General features: G+C 69.0%; 19 protein-coding genes. 3 read left to right on the forward strand and 16 right to left on the reverse strand.

All coding sequences use genetic code 11. The annotated features are described in order from the left end of the window. Window positions 1–53 precede the first annotated feature (53 nt). Entirely contained in the window at window positions 54–815 is a 762-nt protein-coding gene (locus tag HQM25_RS14195; RefSeq protein WP_172990825.1) for a hypothetical protein, read from the reverse strand. Next, on the reverse strand, window positions 812–1,891 hold the full coding sequence (locus HQM25_RS14200; protein ID WP_367948274.1) for a Gfo/Idh/MocA family protein: 1,080 nt from the start codon (window positions 1,889–1,891) through the stop codon (window positions 812–814). Before HQM25_RS14200 ends, HQM25_RS14195 begins: the two co-directional genes overlap by 4 nt. A gap of 75 nt (window positions 1,892–1,966) precedes the next feature. On the opposite strand from HQM25_RS14200, the gene HQM25_RS14205 reads away from it, so the two are divergent. Then, window positions 1,967–3,223: an ROK family protein gene (locus HQM25_RS14205; protein ID WP_172990826.1), complete on the forward strand. Its 1,257-nt coding sequence runs from the start codon at window positions 1,967–1,969 to the stop codon at window positions 3,221–3,223. A gap of 43 nt (window positions 3,224–3,266) precedes the next feature. Next, entirely contained in the window at window positions 3,267–4,652 is a 1,386-nt protein-coding gene (locus HQM25_RS14210; RefSeq protein WP_254359361.1) for a restriction endonuclease subunit R, read from the forward strand. A 54-nt stretch (window positions 4,653–4,706) separates the two neighbouring features. Here HQM25_RS14210 and HQM25_RS14215 read toward each other — a convergent pair whose 3' ends face one another. The 14 genes from HQM25_RS14215 to HQM25_RS14280 form a co-directional block, all read right to left on the reverse strand. Beyond that, a complete protein-coding gene (locus HQM25_RS14215; RefSeq protein ID WP_172990827.1) occupies window positions 4,707–5,576 on the reverse strand; it encodes a ThuA domain-containing protein in 870 nt (289 codons plus the stop codon). Then, window positions 5,576–6,562 carry a sugar phosphate isomerase/epimerase family protein gene (locus tag HQM25_RS14220; RefSeq protein ID WP_172990828.1) on the reverse strand — a complete coding sequence of 329 codons (987 nt, stop codon included), beginning with the start codon at window positions 6,560–6,562 and terminating at the stop codon, window positions 5,576–5,578. Before HQM25_RS14220 ends, HQM25_RS14215 begins: the two co-directional genes overlap by 1 nt. After that, complete coding sequence (locus tag HQM25_RS14225) at window positions 6,559–7,533, reverse strand: sugar phosphate isomerase/epimerase family protein (RefSeq protein ID WP_172990829.1); 975 nt, start codon at window positions 7,531–7,533, stop codon at window positions 6,559–6,561. The genes HQM25_RS14220 and HQM25_RS14225 overlap by 4 nt, the downstream gene beginning before the upstream one ends. Window positions 7,534–7,578: 45 nt before the next feature. Next, the gene (locus tag HQM25_RS14230; RefSeq protein WP_172990830.1) at window positions 7,579–8,580 is read right to left on the reverse strand and encodes a sugar phosphate isomerase/epimerase family protein; all 1,002 of its coding nucleotides are present in this window, start codon (window positions 8,578–8,580) and stop codon (window positions 7,579–7,581) included. A gap of 20 nt (window positions 8,581–8,600) precedes the next feature. After that, window positions 8,601–9,782, reverse strand: coding sequence for a Gfo/Idh/MocA family protein (locus HQM25_RS14235; RefSeq protein ID WP_172990831.1), 1,182 nt, complete (start codon window positions 9,780–9,782; stop codon window positions 8,601–8,603). Next, complete coding sequence (locus tag HQM25_RS14240; RefSeq protein ID WP_172990832.1) at window positions 9,779–10,195, reverse strand: C-glycoside deglycosidase beta subunit domain-containing protein; 417 nt, start codon at window positions 10,193–10,195, stop codon at window positions 9,779–9,781. The genes HQM25_RS14235 and HQM25_RS14240 overlap by 4 nt, the downstream gene beginning before the upstream one ends. Window positions 10,196–10,204: 9 nt before the next feature. Further along, complete coding sequence (locus HQM25_RS14245) at window positions 10,205–10,987, reverse strand: nuclear transport factor 2 family protein (RefSeq protein ID WP_172990833.1); 783 nt, start codon at window positions 10,985–10,987, stop codon at window positions 10,205–10,207. An 18-nt stretch (window positions 10,988–11,005) separates the two neighbouring features. After that, window positions 11,006–12,046 (reverse strand): sugar phosphate isomerase/epimerase family protein, encoded by a 1,041-nt coding sequence (locus HQM25_RS14250; protein ID WP_172990834.1) that lies wholly within the window; start codon window positions 12,044–12,046, stop codon window positions 11,006–11,008. Continuing rightward, window positions 12,043–13,155 (reverse strand): sugar phosphate isomerase/epimerase family protein, encoded by a 1,113-nt coding sequence (locus tag HQM25_RS14255; protein ID WP_172990835.1) that lies wholly within the window; start codon window positions 13,153–13,155, stop codon window positions 12,043–12,045. The genes HQM25_RS14250 and HQM25_RS14255 overlap by 4 nt, the downstream gene beginning before the upstream one ends. Further along, a complete protein-coding gene (locus tag HQM25_RS14260) occupies window positions 13,152–13,556 on the reverse strand; it encodes a C-glycoside deglycosidase beta subunit domain-containing protein (RefSeq protein WP_172990836.1) in 405 nt (134 codons plus the stop codon). Before HQM25_RS14260 ends, HQM25_RS14255 begins: the two co-directional genes overlap by 4 nt. Window positions 13,557–13,616: 60 nt before the next feature. Further along, complete coding sequence (locus tag HQM25_RS14265) at window positions 13,617–15,140, reverse strand: GMC oxidoreductase (protein WP_172990837.1); 1,524 nt, start codon at window positions 15,138–15,140, stop codon at window positions 13,617–13,619. Further along, the gene (locus tag HQM25_RS14270; RefSeq protein WP_172990838.1) at window positions 15,137–15,931 is read right to left on the reverse strand and encodes a TIM barrel protein; all 795 of its coding nucleotides are present in this window, start codon (window positions 15,929–15,931) and stop codon (window positions 15,137–15,139) included. The genes HQM25_RS14265 and HQM25_RS14270 overlap by 4 nt, the downstream gene beginning before the upstream one ends. Before the next feature lie 104 nt (window positions 15,932–16,035). Further along, entirely contained in the window at window positions 16,036–16,872 is an 837-nt protein-coding gene (locus tag HQM25_RS14275) for a carbohydrate ABC transporter permease (protein ID WP_172990839.1), read from the reverse strand. Between the two features lie 4 nt (window positions 16,873–16,876). Next, window positions 16,877–17,842, reverse strand: a complete 966-nt coding sequence (locus HQM25_RS14280) for a carbohydrate ABC transporter permease (protein ID WP_172990840.1) — start codon at window positions 17,840–17,842, stop codon at window positions 16,877–16,879. 317 nt (window positions 17,843–18,159) lie between these two features. Between HQM25_RS14280 and HQM25_RS14285 the strand changes: the two genes are divergently transcribed. Further along, the gene (locus HQM25_RS14285) at window positions 18,160–19,452 is read left to right on the forward strand and encodes an ABC transporter substrate-binding protein (RefSeq protein WP_172990841.1); all 1,293 of its coding nucleotides are present in this window, start codon (window positions 18,160–18,162) and stop codon (window positions 19,450–19,452) included. Window positions 19,453–19,519: the final 67 nt, after the last annotated feature.

Consider the following 19,519-nt stretch of genomic DNA (forward strand, 5'->3'; position numbering starts at 1 on the left):
TCGTCGGGATTAGACATAAGGGAAGTGGATTGTGCCAATAGCAGGAATCAGCTTCACTGATACAGCTCGGCCGAGCTCGCCGCCCTGGCACGCTCGGCGAGGGCGGCGTCGTGCCGCCACTGCGAGAGGTCGTCGATGGCGGCGCCCTCCTCGAGGGCGGCCACCGCTCTGCGCAGCGCCAATCGCGCGGGCGCCTCCCATCGGCGCGGGAGCACGAGCTCTCCGGCCGGGGTGGCCCGTGTCACCGTCGCGGCGATCCCGTCCGTCACCACGTCGACCCGCTCGGGAGCCACGGAGGTGGCTCGCAGACGCAGGATGCCGCGCGCGTCGAGCCGCTCCGAGCCGATCAGCACCGCACCACCGCCGTCGTAGGCGAGGTCCACGAGCGCAGAACGATCGTCCCCGGCGGCCGCGTGCATCGCGAGGTCCGCCCCGGCGATGACGCGCGCCCAGCCGACGGCGTCCACCAGGGCCGCGCGCAGGCCGCCGCGCGGCGCCTGCAGCTGCACGGTCACGGCAGCCGGCCTACCGGAGGAAGCGGCATCCGCAGCCGCGTCGGCGCGCAGCCCCCGTCGGGAGAAGACGATCGGCGCCGCGCATCCGGCGAGCGCATCGAGGTCGCCGCTCGCGGAGTCCGGAGCGTCCACCACGACGGCGCGCGCGCCGGACGCCACCGCATGCAGGACGGTCCGCGCCCACCCCGCCGCGCCCCGGACCACGGCGATCGAGTCGGCGGCGTCGGAGAGCGCAGCCGTCGCGGGAAGTTCTGCGACGGCAGCCCGGTATTCGTCGAGGTCCGTGCGCACGCCGATCATGCGGACGCCCCGGCGAGGATCGCGGCTGCGGCGTCGTCCGCGATGTCGATGGCGAAGTGGGCGTCCGCGCGGAGGTCCTCGTGGTCGACGGGCGCCTGCCCGTCGATCGCGGATGCCAGCGCCCGCCACTCGGCGAGGTAGCCGTCCTCCGGGTGTGCGGCATAGACGGTCTCCCGGGTGCCGTCCCCGTAGGCGCGCACCCGCGCGCTGCCGCCATGGACGAACGACGGCGGGAAGTCGATCTCGAACTGGTCGGTGGTCGTCCCCACGGTCATGCGCCATTGCGCCTCCGCCCCGGCTGGGAGCAGCGCCGCCGTCAGCTGCACCAGCACCTCGCCCGCGCGCAGCCCGATCGCGCATCCGATCGGCGCAGGGACGAGGCGCGCGAAGACCACCTCGGGCTCATGCGGTGCGAGGTCGCGCACGAGAGGCAGATCGTGGATCAGCAGGCCGAGCACGAGCTGGCGCATGATGCCTGCGCGGACGTGGCGATCGGTCAGATCGCGGGCCGGTCGGGAAGCGGCGATCGGCGCGGGCTCCGTGACGAGCTCGTGGTAGCGGATGTTGGGCGGCAGGGCCGCGGTGACGGAGACGGTTCGGATGCGACCGCCCGCGGCGACGTGGTGCCTGGCGCTGCCCCACGCGGGATCGAAGAGGTGGTTCGTGCCCACGACGAGGGCGACGCCGGCGGCCTGTGCGGCATCCACGACGGCGTCGGTCTCGGCGTGCGTGAGCGCGAGGGGCTTCTCGCACAGGATCGCCCGCTTGCCGGCCGCGATGGCCGACAGCACCTGCTCGGCATGCCGGTGCGGAGGGCTGGCGACGACGACGACCTCGACACCGGGATCGGCCAGCAGGTCGTCGACGCCATGGGACCACGCGGCGCCGGCGCGCTGAGCGAGGGCCCGCGCGCGGCCGCTGCCCGCATCACTGACGTGCACGACGTCGAAGCGCCGGCCCAGGCGCGCCACCGTGGGCATGTGCAGAGCTGCCACACCTGGACCCGCCCCGATGATCCCGACTCCTGTCACCACAGCCTCCTCGCCGACACTCACGAGGTTACGTGGGAAGCTCACTAAAGTTGCCTCGGTTGTGGCGATAGTACGTATCAATGTGCGCGATAGTGTGCCTATGTTGTGTCAGAATCAACCATGGCCAGCGAGTCAACCCTGCGATTCGGCGCACAGACCGACGAAGTCACGAGTCTCCTTCGCATCGTCAACATGGTGCGGACAGGCGAGGCGTCGACGCGTCCCGAGATCGGACGCTTGACCGGCCTCGGCCGGGGGGTGGTGACGCAGCGGGTCGACCAGGCGATCGCCATGGGGTTCCTGGAGGACGGCGAGTTCGGCCCCTCCTCGGGCGGACGCGCTCCCCGCACGCTGCGGTTCCGCTCGAACGCCGGCCGCATCGTCGTCGCCGCTCTCGGCGCCCTGCACTTCCACATCGGCATCGCCCATCTCGACGGCGACGTCGTGGACCAGAAGCATCAGCAGTGGGACATCGCCCGCGGCCCCGCAGACACGCTCGACGAAGTCCTCGCGGCCGTCGACGAGCTGCTCGACCGCACCGGCGATGCCCCCGTCTGGGCGGTCGCCGTCGGCGTCCCCGGTCCGGTGGATTTCACCACGGGCCGCCCCGTGGCTCCGCCCATCATGCCGGGCTGGAACGGCTTCGACGTGCGACGTCGCTTCGAGCAGCATCTGAATGCACCGACCTGGGTCGACAACGATGTGAATCTTCTGGCGCTCGGCGAGCGCGCACGTCGCGGCGCGCACGACACGAACCTCATCTTCTGCAAGATCGGGTCGGGCATCGGGGCCGGACTCCTCTCGCAGGGCCACCTCCACCGGGGTACCAACGGTGCCGCGGGCGACATCGGCCACGTGCGCGTGCGCGACTCCAACGCCGCCTGCCGCTGCGGCAAGGTCGGATGCCTCGAGGCAGTCGCCGGCGGCTGGGCAATGGTCCGTGATGCCGAGCAGCGGGTCGCCGACGGCGCCTCGGGCCGTCTCGCACTCGAGGAGCAACCGCTCTCGCCGGAGATCATCGCGAAGCACGCCGAGCACGGCGACGCACTCTCGATCGCGCTGGTGCAGGAGTCCGCGCATGTCGTGGGTGAGGCGATCGCGACGCTCGTCAACGTCTTCAACCCGGGCGTGATCGTGATCGGCGGCGCCGTCGCATCGGCGGGCGAGATCTACCTGGCCGAGGTGAGGCAGCGCGTGTACGAGCTGTCCCTTCCGCTCGCGACGCGCGACCTCACGATCGCGCAGTCGCACAACGACCCGGCGGAACCGGTCCGCGGCGGGGCGGAGCTGGCGCGGGAGCAGCTGTTCGAGGTCACTTTCCCCCGCTGGTTCGCCGACGGGCGTCCGACGATCGACGCCGTGCGCGGAGCATCCTGACACTTCTTCCTTAAAGCGACATAAGCAGGTAGATTCCTGTCTTATGACGAATTCGACCCTGCGCGACGACGCGCTGAGGATCACCGACGACGGCTTCGAGTTGCGGGTCGGCCTGCCGTGGATCCGCTCACTGCCCATCGAGAGCCTGCGCGACGTGTCCCTCCGGATCGATGGCGAGAGCGTCGACGTGCACGTCGATGCCGCTGACGCGTCGTGGTGGCACGTGCAGGACCGCATCGCGCTGCACAGCGACGAGGCCATCCGCCCCGGCCCGCACGAAGTGACGGTGTCGTTCGCGCTCGCGATCCCCTACCTTCCGGCGGGACCGGACGGCCCGCTCGTCCTCCCGTTCCGGGACGCGCGTCGCCTCGTCGCGCGAGCCGGCGACGCACCCCCGGCCACACCGGCGCGCGCCGCCGATCGAGAGGAGCCCGCGTTCGCTCCCGCGGCAGGGCTCGCTCCGGGATGGACGCTCGCCGCCTCGGCGTTCAACTGGACACCCGAGGTGGCCCGCGCCGATCGCTCGGCGGCGGAGATCGCTGTCGATGTGGTCGCCGGCGGTACGGCCGACACCATCGAGATCGAGGCCGGGCAGGTGTGTCGCGAGTTCCCCACCCCGGGAGATCGGGAGATCGACGACCTCCGCGATGCGCTCGCCTCGCACGGCGGACGCGCCTCGATCGTGGGGGCGAGCATCGACGACTGGACCCCCGACGGGCGGCGGCGCACCGACGACGAGCGTCTCGCGTTCCTCGTGCCCCAGCTGGAGGCGGCCGCGCGCCTGGGTGCCGTCGGCGCGCGGGTCCCGCTCGGGCAGGCGGGACCGGCCCTGCTGCACCGGCTCCTCCCGATCCTCCACGACCTCGACATCACCCTCTTCGAAGAGGCCCAGGGACACCAGACGCCGGATGCCGCGGCATCCGGTTTCGCCGACATCGCCGAGCTGGATGATCCGCGCATCCGCGTGCTGATCGACATCAGCATGCTCATGCCCGCACTGCCGGTCACCTACCTGGAGCGCCTGCGGGCGCACGGACTGCCCGAGGACTTCGTCCGCCTGCTCGAGACGCAGTGGCGCGATCCGTCGACCCAGGGCGCCGTCGTCGAGCTGCTGCGCTCGGGCGCCGTGCCCGGTTCCGCGCACACGCTCTTCATGGACATGCTGGTGCGGTTCGGACGATCGGAGGCCGCAGACCTGCGTGGCGTGCTGCCGCTGGTGAGCGGCATCCATCTGAAGTTCTGGGACCTGGACGACGAGGACGGACGCGTGTCGACGCCGATCCGCCGCGTCGGCGAGGAGCTTCGCGCCGCGGGCTTCACCGGGACGCTCTGCAGCGAATGGGGCGGCCACGAGTGGCTCGATGAGCACCCGACCGAGATGACGCGTGCCCACCTCGCCCTCGCGCGCGGGGAGCTCGCGGCATCCTGACGCGATGATGCCCGGCCCCCGATCACGGGGAGCCGGGCATCATCTCGCGCAGGCTCAGCCCTGGCCGTTGTAGTACGGCCAGGGCAGGAACCGCCGCTCGCCCCGACGGTCGGGTCCGTCGAGGGAGACCTCGCCCGTGGCCGCCCATTCGACTCCACGCGGGAACATGCGGATGAACTCGATCCGGCGGAACGTGTCGATGTCGTGCCCGATGGTGATCGTGAACGACCGGCCCGCTCCGTACTCGTTGATCCACGCGATGGGCTGGTCGGTGTTCATGCCCGGCAGCGCCGCGATGCCCTCGGGCGGGATCGCCACGGGATAGTGCGACATCGGCCACATCGGCGCCTTCTCGTACGACTCGAGATCGTCGAACGTCGTCAGCAGCACCCGCGCACCGTCGAGGATCTCGACGCCGGTGAGGATGTCGTCGCCCGTCACGGTCCACCGCGCGCTGATGCCGTCGGTGATGGGATGCCGCGGCTCGACCGTGTCGAGCTGCGCCTCACCCCACGGCCGCGGCCGCAGGCCGCCCGCGACGGTGAGCCGCGAGCCCCGCATGACGTTGTATTCGTCGGGGTAGCCCCAGTCGTCCTCCTGCGCGGCCGAGCCGTGGAACCACACGATGCCCTTGCCGTCGTCGTGCACGAACTTCAGGAGCGCGGCATCCGTCTCGGCGCCGAACCCGACGGCCTTCTCGTGGTAGCCGTCGCGGCCCTCGAAGACGACGATCACGACGTCGTACTTGTCGATGATCTCCACCCCGAGGCCGCGCGGATCCTCGACGACGCGCACGCGGAAGCGTCCGGTGTCCTCGAGCAGCGTGGTCAGCCAGGTGTTGTGCTGGCGGAAGCTGCGGAACTCGTTGTCGTGCTCGCGGGTCATGTGGCCCGACAGGATGAGGACGTTCAGCACGTCCGTCATCACGCCGCCCTTCCACCCTCCACGATCGGCCGCAGCACCCGCTGCACGTACCAGCCGCTCACCATGGCACTCTCGGCGGGGTGCGGACTCTGGTCGGATTCGACCACGATCCACCCCGTGTAGCCCGACGCGGCGACCGCGTCGGCGAACGCCTCGAAGTCCACCAGTCCGCCCTCATCGCTGGGTTCGAAGAACCACCGCTCGATCTGGCGGGCTCCGCCTTCGGTGCGGACGAACTGCTCCGCGTGCGGGGTGAGCGCCTCGGCCTCGTCGACGACGTGACGTGCGTTCTTGAGCTGGATGTGCCGCACGCGGTCGGCGTGCGCGCGGAAGAAGGCGACGGGGTCGATCCCGGCGACCGCGAGCTCGGCGGTGTCCACCGCGAGGCCCACGAACTCCGGATCGGTGGCTGCCAGCAGGCGATCGATGCCGTCGGCGAGCCGCAGCGCCGAGAGGAAGTCGACGTGCAGCGCCAGGCGCACGTCATCCTCGGCGATCCGCCGACCCACCTCGTCCCACAGGCGCGCCAACGTCGCGATCTGCTCGTCGCTCAGGGCGCCGGTCTGCCAGGCAGAGCCGGCAGCGCGGACCACGAGCACCTCTCCGCCGAGCCGCTGCAGCGCGTCGGCGAACCACAGCGCGGTGGCGACGATCCGCTCGCGGGCGTCGGGGTCCAGCGGATCCGGCCCGCGCCCCATCTCCACATCGAAGCCGACCGAGGGGTCGTAGACGTAGCTGCTGACCGCCTCCAGAGCGCAGTCCCCCAGGAACGACCGCAGACCGTCGAGCGAGCCATACAGGTGGGTGATCTCATCGGGGCTTCCGAACGGCTCCCACGGCCCGAAGCTCACGGCCGTCAGCTCGACACCGCTGAAACCGCTGATCGAGATGGTCTTGAAGGCCCGTTCGTGGTCGCGCTTGCGCACGAACGCGTCGATGTTCGTGTCCCACTGATTGAGGGCGTACCCCCATCGGATGCCGGTCACTCCGCGCCCTCCTGGTAGATGCCGTCGAGCACGTTCTTCGCGTACCAGCGCGCGATCGCGGTGCTCTCGGCGTAGTCACCGCCCAGCTTGTCGGCCTTGTCGTGCTCGACGCTGATCCAGCCGGAGTATCCGTGATCGCGCACGGAGCGCATCATCGCCTCGAAGTCCACGAGACCCTCGGCCGTGCCCATCTCGTAGAACCACTTCTCGGTGGTGACGGCCGAGAGCTCGGCATCCGGCCAGAGACGGTAGTCCTCGTTCACGTCCTGGGTGCGCGTGTCCTTGAAGTGGAACCCCGTCACCCGTTTGTGGTGCGCCTCGTACACGTCGACCGGATCGACATCCGCGATGCAGTGCTGGGCGGTGTCGACGAAGAACTTCACGAATGCCGGGTCGGCATAGTCGTAGAACGTGTCGATCTGCGCGCGGGTGCGGATGCCGCCGTAGAACTCGTGGTGGCAGGTCAGGTTCACGCCGTACTGCTGCGTGATCTCGCCGACCTTGCCCCACACCTCGGCGGCGTGCTTGAGCCCGTCGTCGCTGACTCCGACCTCGTCGAAGAAGCGTGAACCCGGCATCACGATGATGTTGTCGAGCTGGATGCCGGACCACCGGTCCATCGTGACCTTGAAGTCCTCGAGGATCGTGTCATGCGTCGCCGGGACCTCGGGGGCATAGCGCTCGGGGCTGTAGTACACGCCGTGGAACGTGTTCACGATGCGCTCGAGGCCCTGCTCCTGGACGAACTCCTGGTAGTTCGCGACGGAGCCGTACTGCTCGAGGATCTGCCAGTACCGGAAGTCGAACGTGTCGATCGCGTCGAATCCGACGGCCGCGACCTGCCTCAGGAATCGGGTCATCGCGCGGCGCGACTGCCACTGATCGATGGGACCGGCGGGCCCCTGGCTGCGCCAGTGGTCCATGTAGCTCCACTTGACCCTCGGGGGGCCCGTCGGCGTGGACGACGTCATCGTGTAGCTGCTTTCTTGCGTGTCGGATGTGTAGGTGCGGGATCGCTACCTGGTCGAGAACGCGGCGTCGAAGGCGGCGTGAGGGGGCATGATCTCGGCGAGGTCGCGCACGAAGGCGATGGCCTGCTCGGCACCGACGAGGCGGTCCATGCCGGCGTCCTCCCATTCGACGCTCGTCGGGCCGTCGTAGCCGATGGCGTTGAGCGCACGGAACAGCGGATTCCACTGCACGGCGCCGTGGCCGGTCGAGACGAACGTCCACCCGCGCCGAGGGTTCGCCCACGGAAGGTGCGACCCGAGCACGCCGTTTCGGCCGTCGAGGTTCGTGACGGACTCCTTCACGTGCACGTGGAAGATGTGCTCGGCGTAGTCGAGGACGAACGCGACCGGGTCGAGCTGCTGCCAGATGAAGTGCGACGGGTCGAAGTTGAACCCGAACACTCCCGGGCGGCCGATCGCCTCGAGCGTCGCCTTCGACGTCCAGTAGTCGTAGGCGATCTCCGACGGGTGCACTTCGAGCGCGAACCGCACGCCGGCCTCCTCGAACACGTCGAGGATCGGGGTGAACCGGTCGGCGAAGTCCTGGTAGCCGGCTGCGATCATCTCGTCGGAGGCAGGCGGGAACAGCGCCACGTACTTCCAGATCGACGACCCGGTGAAGCCGGTGACCGTCTTCACCCCGAGCGCAGCGGCGAAGCGCGCCGTCATCTTCAGCTCCTCGGCCGCGCGCTGCCGCACGCCCTCCGGGTCGCCGTCGCCCCACACGCGGTCGTTCAGGATGTCGCGGTGGCGCTGATCGATCGGGTCGTCGCACACGGCTTGACCGGCGAGGTGGTTCGAGATCGTCCACACCTTCAGACCGTTGCGCTCGAGGATGTCGAGGCGCGACTGGACGTAGGCGGCGTCATCCCACCGCGACACGTCGATGTGGTCGCCCCAGCAGGCGATCTCGAGGCCGTCATAGCCCCACTCGCCGGCGAGGCGGGCGACCTCCTCGAACGGCAGGTCGGCCCACTGGCCGGTGAACAGCGTGATCGGTCGAACCATGGCTTCCTCCGTGGATCGTGTCAGACCGCCGGGACGACCGCGGCGCTGCGGGTCCAGGCGGAGTCGTTGGATGCGGAGCGCTCGACCGCGTCGAGCACGCGCTGCACCGAGAGTCCGTCGGCGAACGACGGGTGGGGCTCGGCGTCCTCGGCGATGGCTGCCACGAGGTCGACGACCTGGTGGCTGAACCCGTGCTCGTAGCCGAGCATGTGACCTGCGGGCCACCACGCCGAGACGTAGGGGTGCGAGGCCTCGGTGACGAGGATCTTCGTGAAGCCCTGACGATCGCCGGGCTCGGTGCGGTCGTAGAACTGGAGGGTGTTGAGGTCCTCCAGGTCGAATCGGAGCGCGCCCCGGTCGCCCGAGACCTCGATCGACAGCGCGTTCTTGCGGCCGGTCGCGAAGCGGGTCGCCTCGAACGAGACGAGCGCGCCTCCGGAGAGGCGGCCCGTGAACAGCGCCGCGTCGTCGACCGTGACGTCGCCGTACTCGGAGGTCGCGGTGCCGAGCAGGCCGACACGCTCGCCGAGGATCGGGCGGCGGGTGACGATCGTCTCGATCGTCCCCGAGACGGCGTCCACGGTCTGGCCGGTGACGAACTGGGTCATGTCGATGATGTGCGCACCGATGTCGCCGAGCGCCCCCGAACCGGCGGTCTCCTTCTTCAGACGCCAGGTCAGCGGTCCTTCCGGATCCACGAGCCAGTCCTGCCGGTACGCGGCACGCACCTGCTGCACCGTGCCCACGACACCTTCCGCGATGAGGTTGCGCATGTGCGTCACCGCGGGAACCCGGCGATAGGTGAACCCCACCATCGCCTTCACGCCGTTCTCGGCGGCGCGAGCCGCGGCATCCGCCATCGCCTCCGCCTCCTCGACCGTGTTGGCCAGCGGCTTCTCGCACAGCACGTGCTTGCCGGCCTCGAGAGCCGCGATCGCGATCTCCGCGTGAGAGTCACCCGGCGTCACGATGTCGACGATGTCGATGTCGGGGCGCGCGATGACCTCGCGCCAGTCGGTCGCCGACTCCGCCCAGCCCCACGTGTGAGCAGCCTCGGCCACCGCGTCGGCGTTGCGGCCGACGATCACGGCCATCTCGGCCTCGGCGGGCAGAGCGAACATGCGCGGCGCCTGGCGCCAGCCCACCGAGTGGGCCGACCCCATGAAGCCGTACCCGATCATGGCGACGCGGAGGGTCGTCATGCCAGCACCAGCTCGCGCTCGACCGGCACGCGGTTGGTGACGTAGCGACCGGGACCGCCGTCGACGCCGGGCATGATCTGCATGTACAGCAGACGCATCGTGAGCACCACCTCGACGGTGAGCTTCTCTCCCGCTTCCGGCGCACGGCCGAGATCGATGACGACCTCGGGCTTGTCGGCGACGAACCAGAGCGTCTCGGACTGCTCGGGCAGCTCCTCGATGCGGTACTCGCGCCCCTCGAGCACGAACCGCAGCTTCTCTGCGGGGATCTCGATGCCGTCGACCGTCGCGGCGACGCCATCGACAGCCGACAGCCACAGGCTCCGGTACCAGGGCAGCTGAACCGAGACGGCGATCCCGTCGCCGGTGCGACGGACGTCGCTCTCGGAGAAGAGGGAGTTGTGGGTGGCCATGGCCTGTCCTTACTTGAACGTGTCCTCGAACGTGTCGTGCGCAACCGGCGGCACGGGCTCGAGCTTCTGAACGGTGGTCGGGCTGTACGGGTGGTTCGTCGACGGCACCGGCTCGTCCGCCGGCGGCATGAAGACGGGCTTGCCGTCGTCGCCGAAGTACATGAGGTCGAGGTCGAAGGCGCCCTGGTTCTTCAGGCCGAAGCTCACCCAGTTCTCCTCGAACGGCGCGCGGGCCAGCTCGTAGCAGCGGAACTTCCAGAACTTCCACTCGCCGTCCTGCTTGAGGAAGTCGATCGCGTACTTGCACCACACCCAGTGCGCCCAGACCTTCTTGCCGAGCACCTCATCGGGCGAGTACATGTCGGGGAAGGCCTTGGCGACCTCGGGATCGGTGAGTCCCGATTCGGTGCCGGCCATGAGCCAGACCCCCTTCGCGGTCTGCCCGTCCGCGGCGACCTCGATCACCGGCGTGGTCGTCGCGTGCAGAATGAGCTTCCCCTCAGGGGTGGGCCGGCCGCGGTGATAGCGCGTGACGCTCTCCCACGTCGTGTACTGGCCGGCGTTGGTGTAGCGGGCCCGGATGCCGGGAGTCCCCTCCTTCACCCACAGCGGGATGATCTGCTCGTCCTGGAACGCGTTGTGCAGGTGCATGTAGCGGTTGAACAGGTTCTCGACCTGGCCGCGGTCCTCGGCGCGCTGCGCGAGGCGCTGGGCGTCGGCGACCTGCTCACGCAGGCGCGCGACCTCGGCTGCGAGCTCCTCGACGGTGCTCGTGACGGTGATGTCGGACATTCTCTCTCTCCCGGGATTTCAGACGGTCGCGGATGCCGCGGCCACGGTCTCTTCGATGGCACGGCGCATGAGCACGTGCTGCTTCTTGACGAGGTCGATCGGGTCGGCCTCGCCGAGGTCGCTGAACGCGTGCCCCTCCCACTCGCTCGAGAGATACCCGCGATAGCCGCCCTCGACGAACTGCCGCACGATGCGCGGGATGTCCATCGCCGGCTCGTCGCCGTTCTCGTCGATGTCGTAGAACTTGGCGTGCACGTGGAAGGTCTGCGGCATGATGTCGAGCCACTCCTCCGCCGGCACGAGACCGTGCATGTTGAAGGCGAGGCGCGTGAACGGTCCGAAGCGGAGGAAGTCGAATCCCTCGGAGGTGAGGAAGTCCTCGAACTCCTGGTTGCGCACGTGCATCGGCAGCGGCTTGCGCCAGATCTCGTCCATCACCGGGAAGTACGTCTCCGGCATCCCCATCTGACGCAGCGTGCCGAGCAGTCGGGGCGAGAGGCTGTGCATCGTCGACGAGAAGTCCGCCGTGAACCCGAGCCGGTCGGAGCCCAGCTCCGCATACAGTTCGCGGATCTGCATCACCTTGGGGCTGTTGGGTCCCTCGGGGGCGTGGATCTCGTACGCCAGGCGCTGGTCGTACTTCTCGGCGAGGGGCAGGAGGCTGCGCAGCAGCTCCTTGCCCGCCGAGCGGATCACGACGGTCTGGAACCCGAGCGTGTTCGCGGTCTTGAGCTGCCGGGCGAAGAAATCGTGCTCCTCCTCCGGCGTCATGTCGCGGTCCTTGCGGCGCCCCATGTCGAGGTTCGTGCCCACGGCGCTCGCCTCGAGGCCGTACTTCTCGAGGGAGTCGAACCACAGGGTGACGAAGTCGGCGTCGACGTCGGGGTAGGTGCGCAGCAGCTGCGCGATGTTGAACTCGACACCGGGCCCGATGCCGTTCTCCGCGACCGCGGCGATGAGCGTCTCGGGCGTGTACACGCCCGCGGCGAACTCGCTGGTCATCGAGTACAGCGTGGTTCCCAGCTGGATGCCGGTCCCGGCGATGCCGTCGGAGGTCATGCGTTCGTTCCCTTCAGAAGTGCGTGCGAGAGGTGGTGACCGAGCGCCGCACGGGCCTCGTCGGCATCCGTGATCATGCGCGATCCCGCGTTCCCGGCAGCCGAGCGCTGCACAGCCTGCTCAGCGGCGATGATCTCGAACGGCGACTCCCAGTGGTTCCAGTGCCAGCCCTCGTATTCGCTCGAGACGGCACCGGAGTACCCGTTCTCGACCAGCAGCGTGATGAGGTCGCGCACCGGCACGCTCGGCTCTTCGCCGTGCTCGTCGATGCCGAAGAACTTGCCGTGCACGTGGCGGATCCACGGCATGATCTCGAGCCAGTCGTCGACACGGGCGGGGCCGAACAGTCCCGTGCCGTTGATGCCGAAGTCGATGCCGAGGTCGGGGCGGCCGTTCTGCGCGGCGAGCCCGATGAACGAGCCGAAGCGCTTGCCGTGCTCGGCCTGGTCGGCCGGCGGGCCCTGCTCGTAGTAGGTGTTCCAGAGGTCGACGACCTTGCCGAGCAGCTCCTCCGACGCGCCGCGGCGACGGTAGGCCTCGATCAGCGACGGCGCGAAGCCCGAGACCGTCGCGCCCCAGTCCATCGTGAAGCCGAGGAACGGCGATCCGACCTTCTCGTAGCGGTCGCGCAGCGCCAGGATGCGCGGATGCGACGCGTACTGGTCGGCGTGCACCTCCAGGGCCAGAGTCACGCCGTGCTTCTCGGCGATCGGGGCGAGCTGCTCCATCGAGTCGGGCGTGATCGAGATCTGCACACGTGCGATCGGGAAGCCGAGCTTCGCGGCCGCCTCGATCTGCCGGGTCATGTACGCGATCAGCTCATCCTGGTTCAGCAGTCGATCGCGGTGGATGCCGATGTCGGCGTTGACCGCGAGGCTCGTCGTGACCAGGCCCGTCTCGGCGATCAGGTCGCGGAACTCCCCCGCGTACCGGTCGTCGATCTCGGGGAAGCCGCGGAAGCTCGAGAAGCCGATGATCTCCAGGCCCGGGCCGTACCCGTCGGCGGCGACCTTGCGGATGAGACCTTCGAGGTCGTACTCGCGGCCGTGGAAGGCGCGCGTGAAGCTGTAGAGGGTCACACCCTGGATCGGGGTTCCGAGCGCGGTCATGCCGCCACCGCCTTCTTGGCCGTCATCTTCTTGGTGTCGTGCTCCTCGATGTGGAGCGTCTCGGTGTCGGAGATGATGATGTACGGGATGTAGAGCGTCAGATCGACCGTCACCTCGTGCTCGGCATCCGGGTCGATCTCGAGGTCTCCCGAGAGCACCGCCGAATCCGCGGGGAACCACCACTCGTCGACGTTGGTCCTGAGCTCGTCGAACGTGAACTCGGATCCGTTCATCTGCCAGCGCAGCGACTCGACCGGTGCGGCGACGCCGTCGACCGTGAGGCCGGCGCCGGCGATGCAGGAGCCCGGAAGAGCCCGGTACCACGGGATGCGAACCTCTACTCGCGTGCGGGGGCCGTCTGCGCCGAGCGTGCCCTGCTCGATGATGCGATCGGGGATCATCCCAACCTCCTGACTACTTTGTCCTTGTTTCTACACTCTAATGTTGCTTTTTGACGTAAGTCAAGAAGCGATCTCGCGGGCGATGCGGCGTGCACCCCGCACCGCGAGCGCGACCGCGGTCAGCGTCGGGTTGCACGCCGTCGCCGTCGGGATGACGCCGTTGCCGGCGACGAAGACGCCCGGGGCCGCCCACACCTCGCTGTCGGGCGAGCACACGCTCGTGCCGTCGTCGGTGGGGCCCATGCGCACGCTCCCCTGGTAGTGGAGCGACGAGCCCAGGGGCATCGTGAAGGGCCGCTCGTCCAGCGGCTCGCCGACGGCGGTGCCGAGGCGCACGATCTCGGCGCGAGCGCGGGCGAGCACGTCGTGATCGCGCTCGGTGAGCGTGTAGTGGATGGTCATCGCCGGCATCCCGTACGCGTCGACCTCCGTGTCGCTGAAGTCGACCCGGTCGGCTTCCTGCAGATCCTTCGCGCAGAACAGGCCGAGTCCGACGATCGAGCCCGGAACCACCGGGTCGTCTTCGGCGAGCGGGACCGGAGACGCATCGAGCTGCATGATCTGACCGTGGAAGGGCATCGCGTCGGTGAACGGCACCCAGCTCACACCGCTCTGCTCGCTCAGCCCCGTCGAGCCGGTGCGCTGCGCGGCGTCGGCTGCCGCGGCATCCCGAACGCGCGACGCGAAGACCACCTGCGCCTGGTCGTTGAGATACCGGCCGAGGGCGGCGGGCCGGATGCCGGATGCCCACAGCAGCTGCGGAGTGCGGAGGGCGTCGGCGGCGACGACCACGAATCGAGCGGCCACCCGGTGGACCTCACCGGTCGCACGATCCGTGACCTGCACCCCGGCGGCACGACCGTCCGACACCAGCACCCGCGTGACGAGCGACTCGTCGAAGAGAGTGAAGTTCGGGTTCGAGCGGGTCGGCTCGCCGAGCACGATGTCAGAGCCCGACCAGACGAGGTTGCCGTCCTCCCGGCGGTGCACCGCCAGCGGCATCCGCTGCACGCGCGCCGTGGCGGGGCGGCCGTCGTCGACGGCGGCGGCGAGGCGGTCCCGCACGAGCGCGGCGTAGGGCGACGCGTCGAAGGCGTCGGTGGTGACGCCCAGAAGCCTCTCCCCCTCGCCGAGGATCTCGTCGAGGTCCTCGAGGAATCCGATCCGCTCGCTCTCGTTCGGGCGGGGGCAGGCGCCTGTCCAGTGGGCGCTCATGCCGCCCACGTTGCTCGACATGGCGGCGACCGGCAGACCGTCCTCGCCGTCGACCTGGTAGCCGCGATCGAGGAGGAAGGTTCCGGGGCGCGCCCGGCGCTGGCCGCTCTTGACGGCGCCCGGCCCGTTCACGGTCTCCGCACCGGCGCCGGGGCCTTCCGACAGCTCCTGCGCCCGCGCACGCGCCACGGGGTCGGCGATGTTCTTGACATGCGCCCCGGGCGGATCCGAGACGGTCGGGCCGACCTCGAACATCGCGATGACGGCATCCGGGGCCCGCTCACTCAGGATCCGTGCGAAGGCGGCCCCGGTCGGGCCGCTGCCGACGATCGCGACGTCGACCTGATCCGGGTAGCGGCGGGCGGTCATGCCGTCGCCGCCAGTTCGACGATGCGCGCCACGGATGCCGCGGACTCCTGCGTCGGGTAGTACTCGAGGCCGATCGGACCGTCGTAGCCGGAAGCGCGGAGGATGCCCAGCCGCTCGGCCCAGTCGAGCGATCCCGAACCGGGCTCACCACGGCCGGGGGTGTCGGCGAGCTGCACGTACGCGATGAGGTCACCGGCGTTCGCGAGCTCCGCGGCCATGTCCTCTCCTTCGACGGCGGAGTGGTAGATGTCGTAGAGCACGCCGAAGAACGGCGAATCGACACCTCGGGCGACGTATGCCGCCTCGGCCGTGCGGTCCAGCAGCGAGCCGGGGTGGTCGACACGGACGTTCACCGGCTCCAGCACGAGGGTGACGCCGGAGCCGTCGATCTGGGCGATCGCCTTCTGGTAGATCTCGATCAGCTTGTCGAGCTGCACCTGGCGCTTCCACCCGCCGAAGCCGGTGCCGCTGCCGACGACGATGCGGGGCGTGCCGAGGAACTGGGCGATCGCCACGCCCTCGTCGAGCTTGCGGAAGAACTCCGAGTGATCCCACGGCGGGATCATGAACTGCGTCCGCGGCTCGCTCAGCTGAGCGGTCAGCTGCGTGCCCGTCTCTTCGAGCGCCGCCTTCAGCGCGGGCAGATCCTTCGGCTGCGACGGAGCATCGACCCCGGTCGGCCCCCACATCTCGACCGCGGTGAAGCCGGCCGCCGCCGCGGCGCGCACACGGTCGTGATACTCACCCGCCTCCGTGAAGAGCAGTTCGATGTTGGGTGCGAGCTGAAACATGGACCCTCCAGGCCTCGATTCTGGGAATGTGTGGGCGACGTGCGGGGGAGGATGATCCGCCACCCGCTCGACGATCCGGCCGCCCCCGAATCGTTGGCTTCGCGTCAGCCCTTCAGACCGCCCGCGAACCCCTGGATGAACTGCTTCTGGGCGAACATGTAGAACGCCAGGATCGGGATCATCGAGATGATGACGACGGCGAAGATCTTGTTCCACGCCGACACGAGGCCGCCCACGTACGTGTACATCGCAACCGGAAGGGTCTGGGTCGTCGATCCGCCGAGGAAGATCAGCGAGTTGAAGAAGTCGTTCCAGACGATGAGGCCGGCGAGGATCGCCACGGTGCCCGTGGCGGGCGCCATCAGCGGCAGCACGACCCGGAAGAACGCCTGCGTGGGCGTGGCGCCGTCGATCACCGCGGCCTCCTCGTACTCGGTGGTGAGGCCGCGGAAGAAGCTGGCGTAGAGGAACACCGACAGCGGCAGCAGGATGCCGATCCAGAGGAGGATCATGCCGAGATGGTTTCCCGTGAGGCCCAGGGAGCGCGCCCCGATGTAGAGCGGCACCGTCCCCAGCTGCGCAGGCAGGATGATCGCGATGAGCACGAGGTAGAACGTGAAGTTCGTCCAGGTGCGCGTGCGTCGCGTGATCACGTACGCGGCGATCGATCCGAACAGCACGAGTCCCGCAACCGCACCGGCGGTGATGATCACGCTGTTGAGGATGCTCATCGGGATGCTGTTGCGCCCGGTGGAGGTCAGCACCTCGACGAACGCGCTGAAGTCGATCGACGTGGGCGGTGCGACGGCGCTCGACGTGAACGCCTCCTGGTCGGTCTTGAGCGAGGTGACGATCAGGATGTAGAAGGGGAGCAGCCCGATGAGCGTGATCAGCCAGATCAGGACTTCGCGAACCGCGGTGAGCTTGGTGTAGCGGAACATCGGGTCAGCTCCTTCCGACCGCGTCGCGGTCACGGGTCGCGTACTGCTGCAGGATGGCGAACGCCAGGATGATGACGGTCAGCACGAGCGCGAGCGCCGAGCCGAAGCCGAACTGACCGAGCGCGAAGGCCTGCTTGTAGACCTGGGTGGCGAGCGTCTCGGTGGCGCCGGCGGGACCGCCGCCGGTGAGCGCGAGGATCTGGTCGAAGATGCGCAGCCCCTGGATGATGCCGAGGGTGGTGGCGATCGCGATCGACGGACGGATGGCCGGAACCGTGACCGCCCAGAAGCGCTGCCAGAGGTTCGCCCCGTCGAGGGCGGCCGCTTCTTCGATCTCGATCGGCACCGAGGCGAGCCCCGCGAGGTAGATGACCATCGTGAAGCCCGTCTGCTGCCAGACGACCGTGATGAGGATGGCCCAGATCGACCAGGTCGGATCGGCGAGCCAGACCTTCTGGAACTCCTCGAGGCCGAGCGCGCCGAGGAAGCCGTTGAGCGGCCCGTTGAACTGGAAGATGAACTTCCACACGTACGCCACCGCCAGCGGGCTCAGCACAACGGGCATGAACAGCAGCGTGCGCAGGATGTACCGGGTCTTCAGCGTGCGGTTGATCGCGAGGGCGAACAGGAGTCCGATCACATTGGTGAGCAGCACCGATCCGATCGCGAGGAAGAGGGTGTTCCACACCGAACCCAGCAGCGTGGGGTCCTGGAAGATCCGGACGAAGTTGTCGAACCCGATGAGTTCCCAGTCCCCGAGCCCGGTCCAGTTCGTGAACGCGAAGAAGCCGCCCGTGAGCGTCGCGACGTAGTGCACGCCGATGACCAGCACGATCGCCGGCAGCGCCCACCACCAATGGCCGTAGCTGATCAGCGGTTTGCGTGCGCGGTCGTGCTTGCGCGGAGTGCGTCGCGCCTCCGGTGGGACGGTGAGTGTCCGCGTGGTGTCGTGGTCGATCGTCACTGTCATCTGCCCTCTGACCTCGTCGTCGCGCACCCCAGCCGCGGGGTGCCTGGAGCAACTATCACACACTTGTGTCAGAAGCACACATTAGTGATAGCGATATCGGATATAAGTGGGCGAGACATCCGTCCGGCCGCCGACCTCCTTCTCACGGGACCGCGCAGGCCCGCAGTGGTTCATCGGCGAGCGGATCACCGTGACTATGGGTGCATATAAGCACCACTAATGTCGAAATCATGCGTATGTGTGCAACGCTGGTCGTACGGCCGCTGAAGGCCGATGCCAGCCCCGCTGGCGACGACGACGTCACTGAAAGGGTCGACATGTCACAGCAAACATTCCCGCGACCGCTCCGCTGGTCGCTGCTCGCAGCTCCCGTCGCGGGCGCACTCGTCCTCGCCGGGTGCTCCGGCAGCGGCGACAGCGGCAGCTCGGACGAGCCGGAGGCAGGCGCCGGCTTCACCGTCATGGTCGCCCAGGCCAACGACGCCGACGACTTCTACGCGCAGACGCTGTCGAAGTTCTCGGAGGAGACCGGCATCGAGGTGGAGGTCATCCCCTACCCCTCCGACTCGTACAACACGCAGGTCACCACACAGCTCCAGGCAGGCAACGCCGCCGACATGATGATCCTCGCACCGGGCACCGGTCAGCCGATCTCCGTCGTGACCCTCGCCGAGGCCGGCTTCCTCGCCCCGCTCGGCGGCGCCTCGGCCGACGTGGTCCCCGCGGACTCGACCGCCCAGTACGAGGTCGACGGCGAACTCTACGCGCAGCCCACCGCGCTCATCCCGGTCGGTCTCGTCTACAACGACGGCGCCGCCGACGCCGCCGGAATCTCCGAGTACCCCGCCAGCTACGAGGACATGCTCGAGGCGTGCGCCACCGCCCGCGACGGCGGCCTCAGCTTCACCGTGCTGGCCGGCGCGATCCCCTTCAACACGGGTCTCATGTCGATGCTCATCTCGGCGACCCGCGTGTACGAGGGCACGCCCGACTGGAACGAGCAGCGTGCGGCCGGCGAGGTCACCTTCGCCGACAGCGACGGCTGGCAGGAGACGCTCGAGGACATCGTCGAGATGAACGAGTCCGGCTGCTTCCAGGACGGCGTCGCCGGCGGCACGTTCGACAACATCACCGCGGGCCTGGGGGGCGGCACGTCGCTCTCCGCGGCGGTCCCGGGCAACGCCGCCACCTCGATCGGCGAGGCCGCGGGCACGGACCTGACCGTGCGCTCGTTCCCGCCGGCGGACGGACAGAGCGACTACGTGCTCGCCTCGGCGAACTACGCGTGGGCCGTCAACGCCGAGGCGGATGAGGCCAAGCAGGAGTCGATGCAGCAGTTCCTCGACTGGGTCTCGACCCCCGAGCAGGCCGTCGCCTTCGCGGAGCTCTCGGGCGCCGTCCCGATCGTCGGCGGCACGCCCGACAACCTGCTCGCACCGTACGCCCCGATCGGCTCGCTGATCGAGTCCGGCGCCACCGCCGGCATCCCGAACGCGGCGTGGCCGAACCCGGCTGTCTACGACGCGCTCGGCGTCGGCGTTCAGGGCCTGCTGACCGGACAGAAGACGGTCGACCAGGTGCTCGAGGAGATGGATGCCGCGTGGGGCTGATCCGCGCATGACCCACAGCTGACCAGCTGAAGACCGCTGCCGCCCGGGACCCGTCCCGGGCGGCAGC

The organism is Microbacterium hominis (assembly GCF_013282805.1).
Lineage (GTDB): Bacteria > Actinomycetota > Actinomycetes > Actinomycetales > Microbacteriaceae > Microbacterium > Microbacterium hominis_B.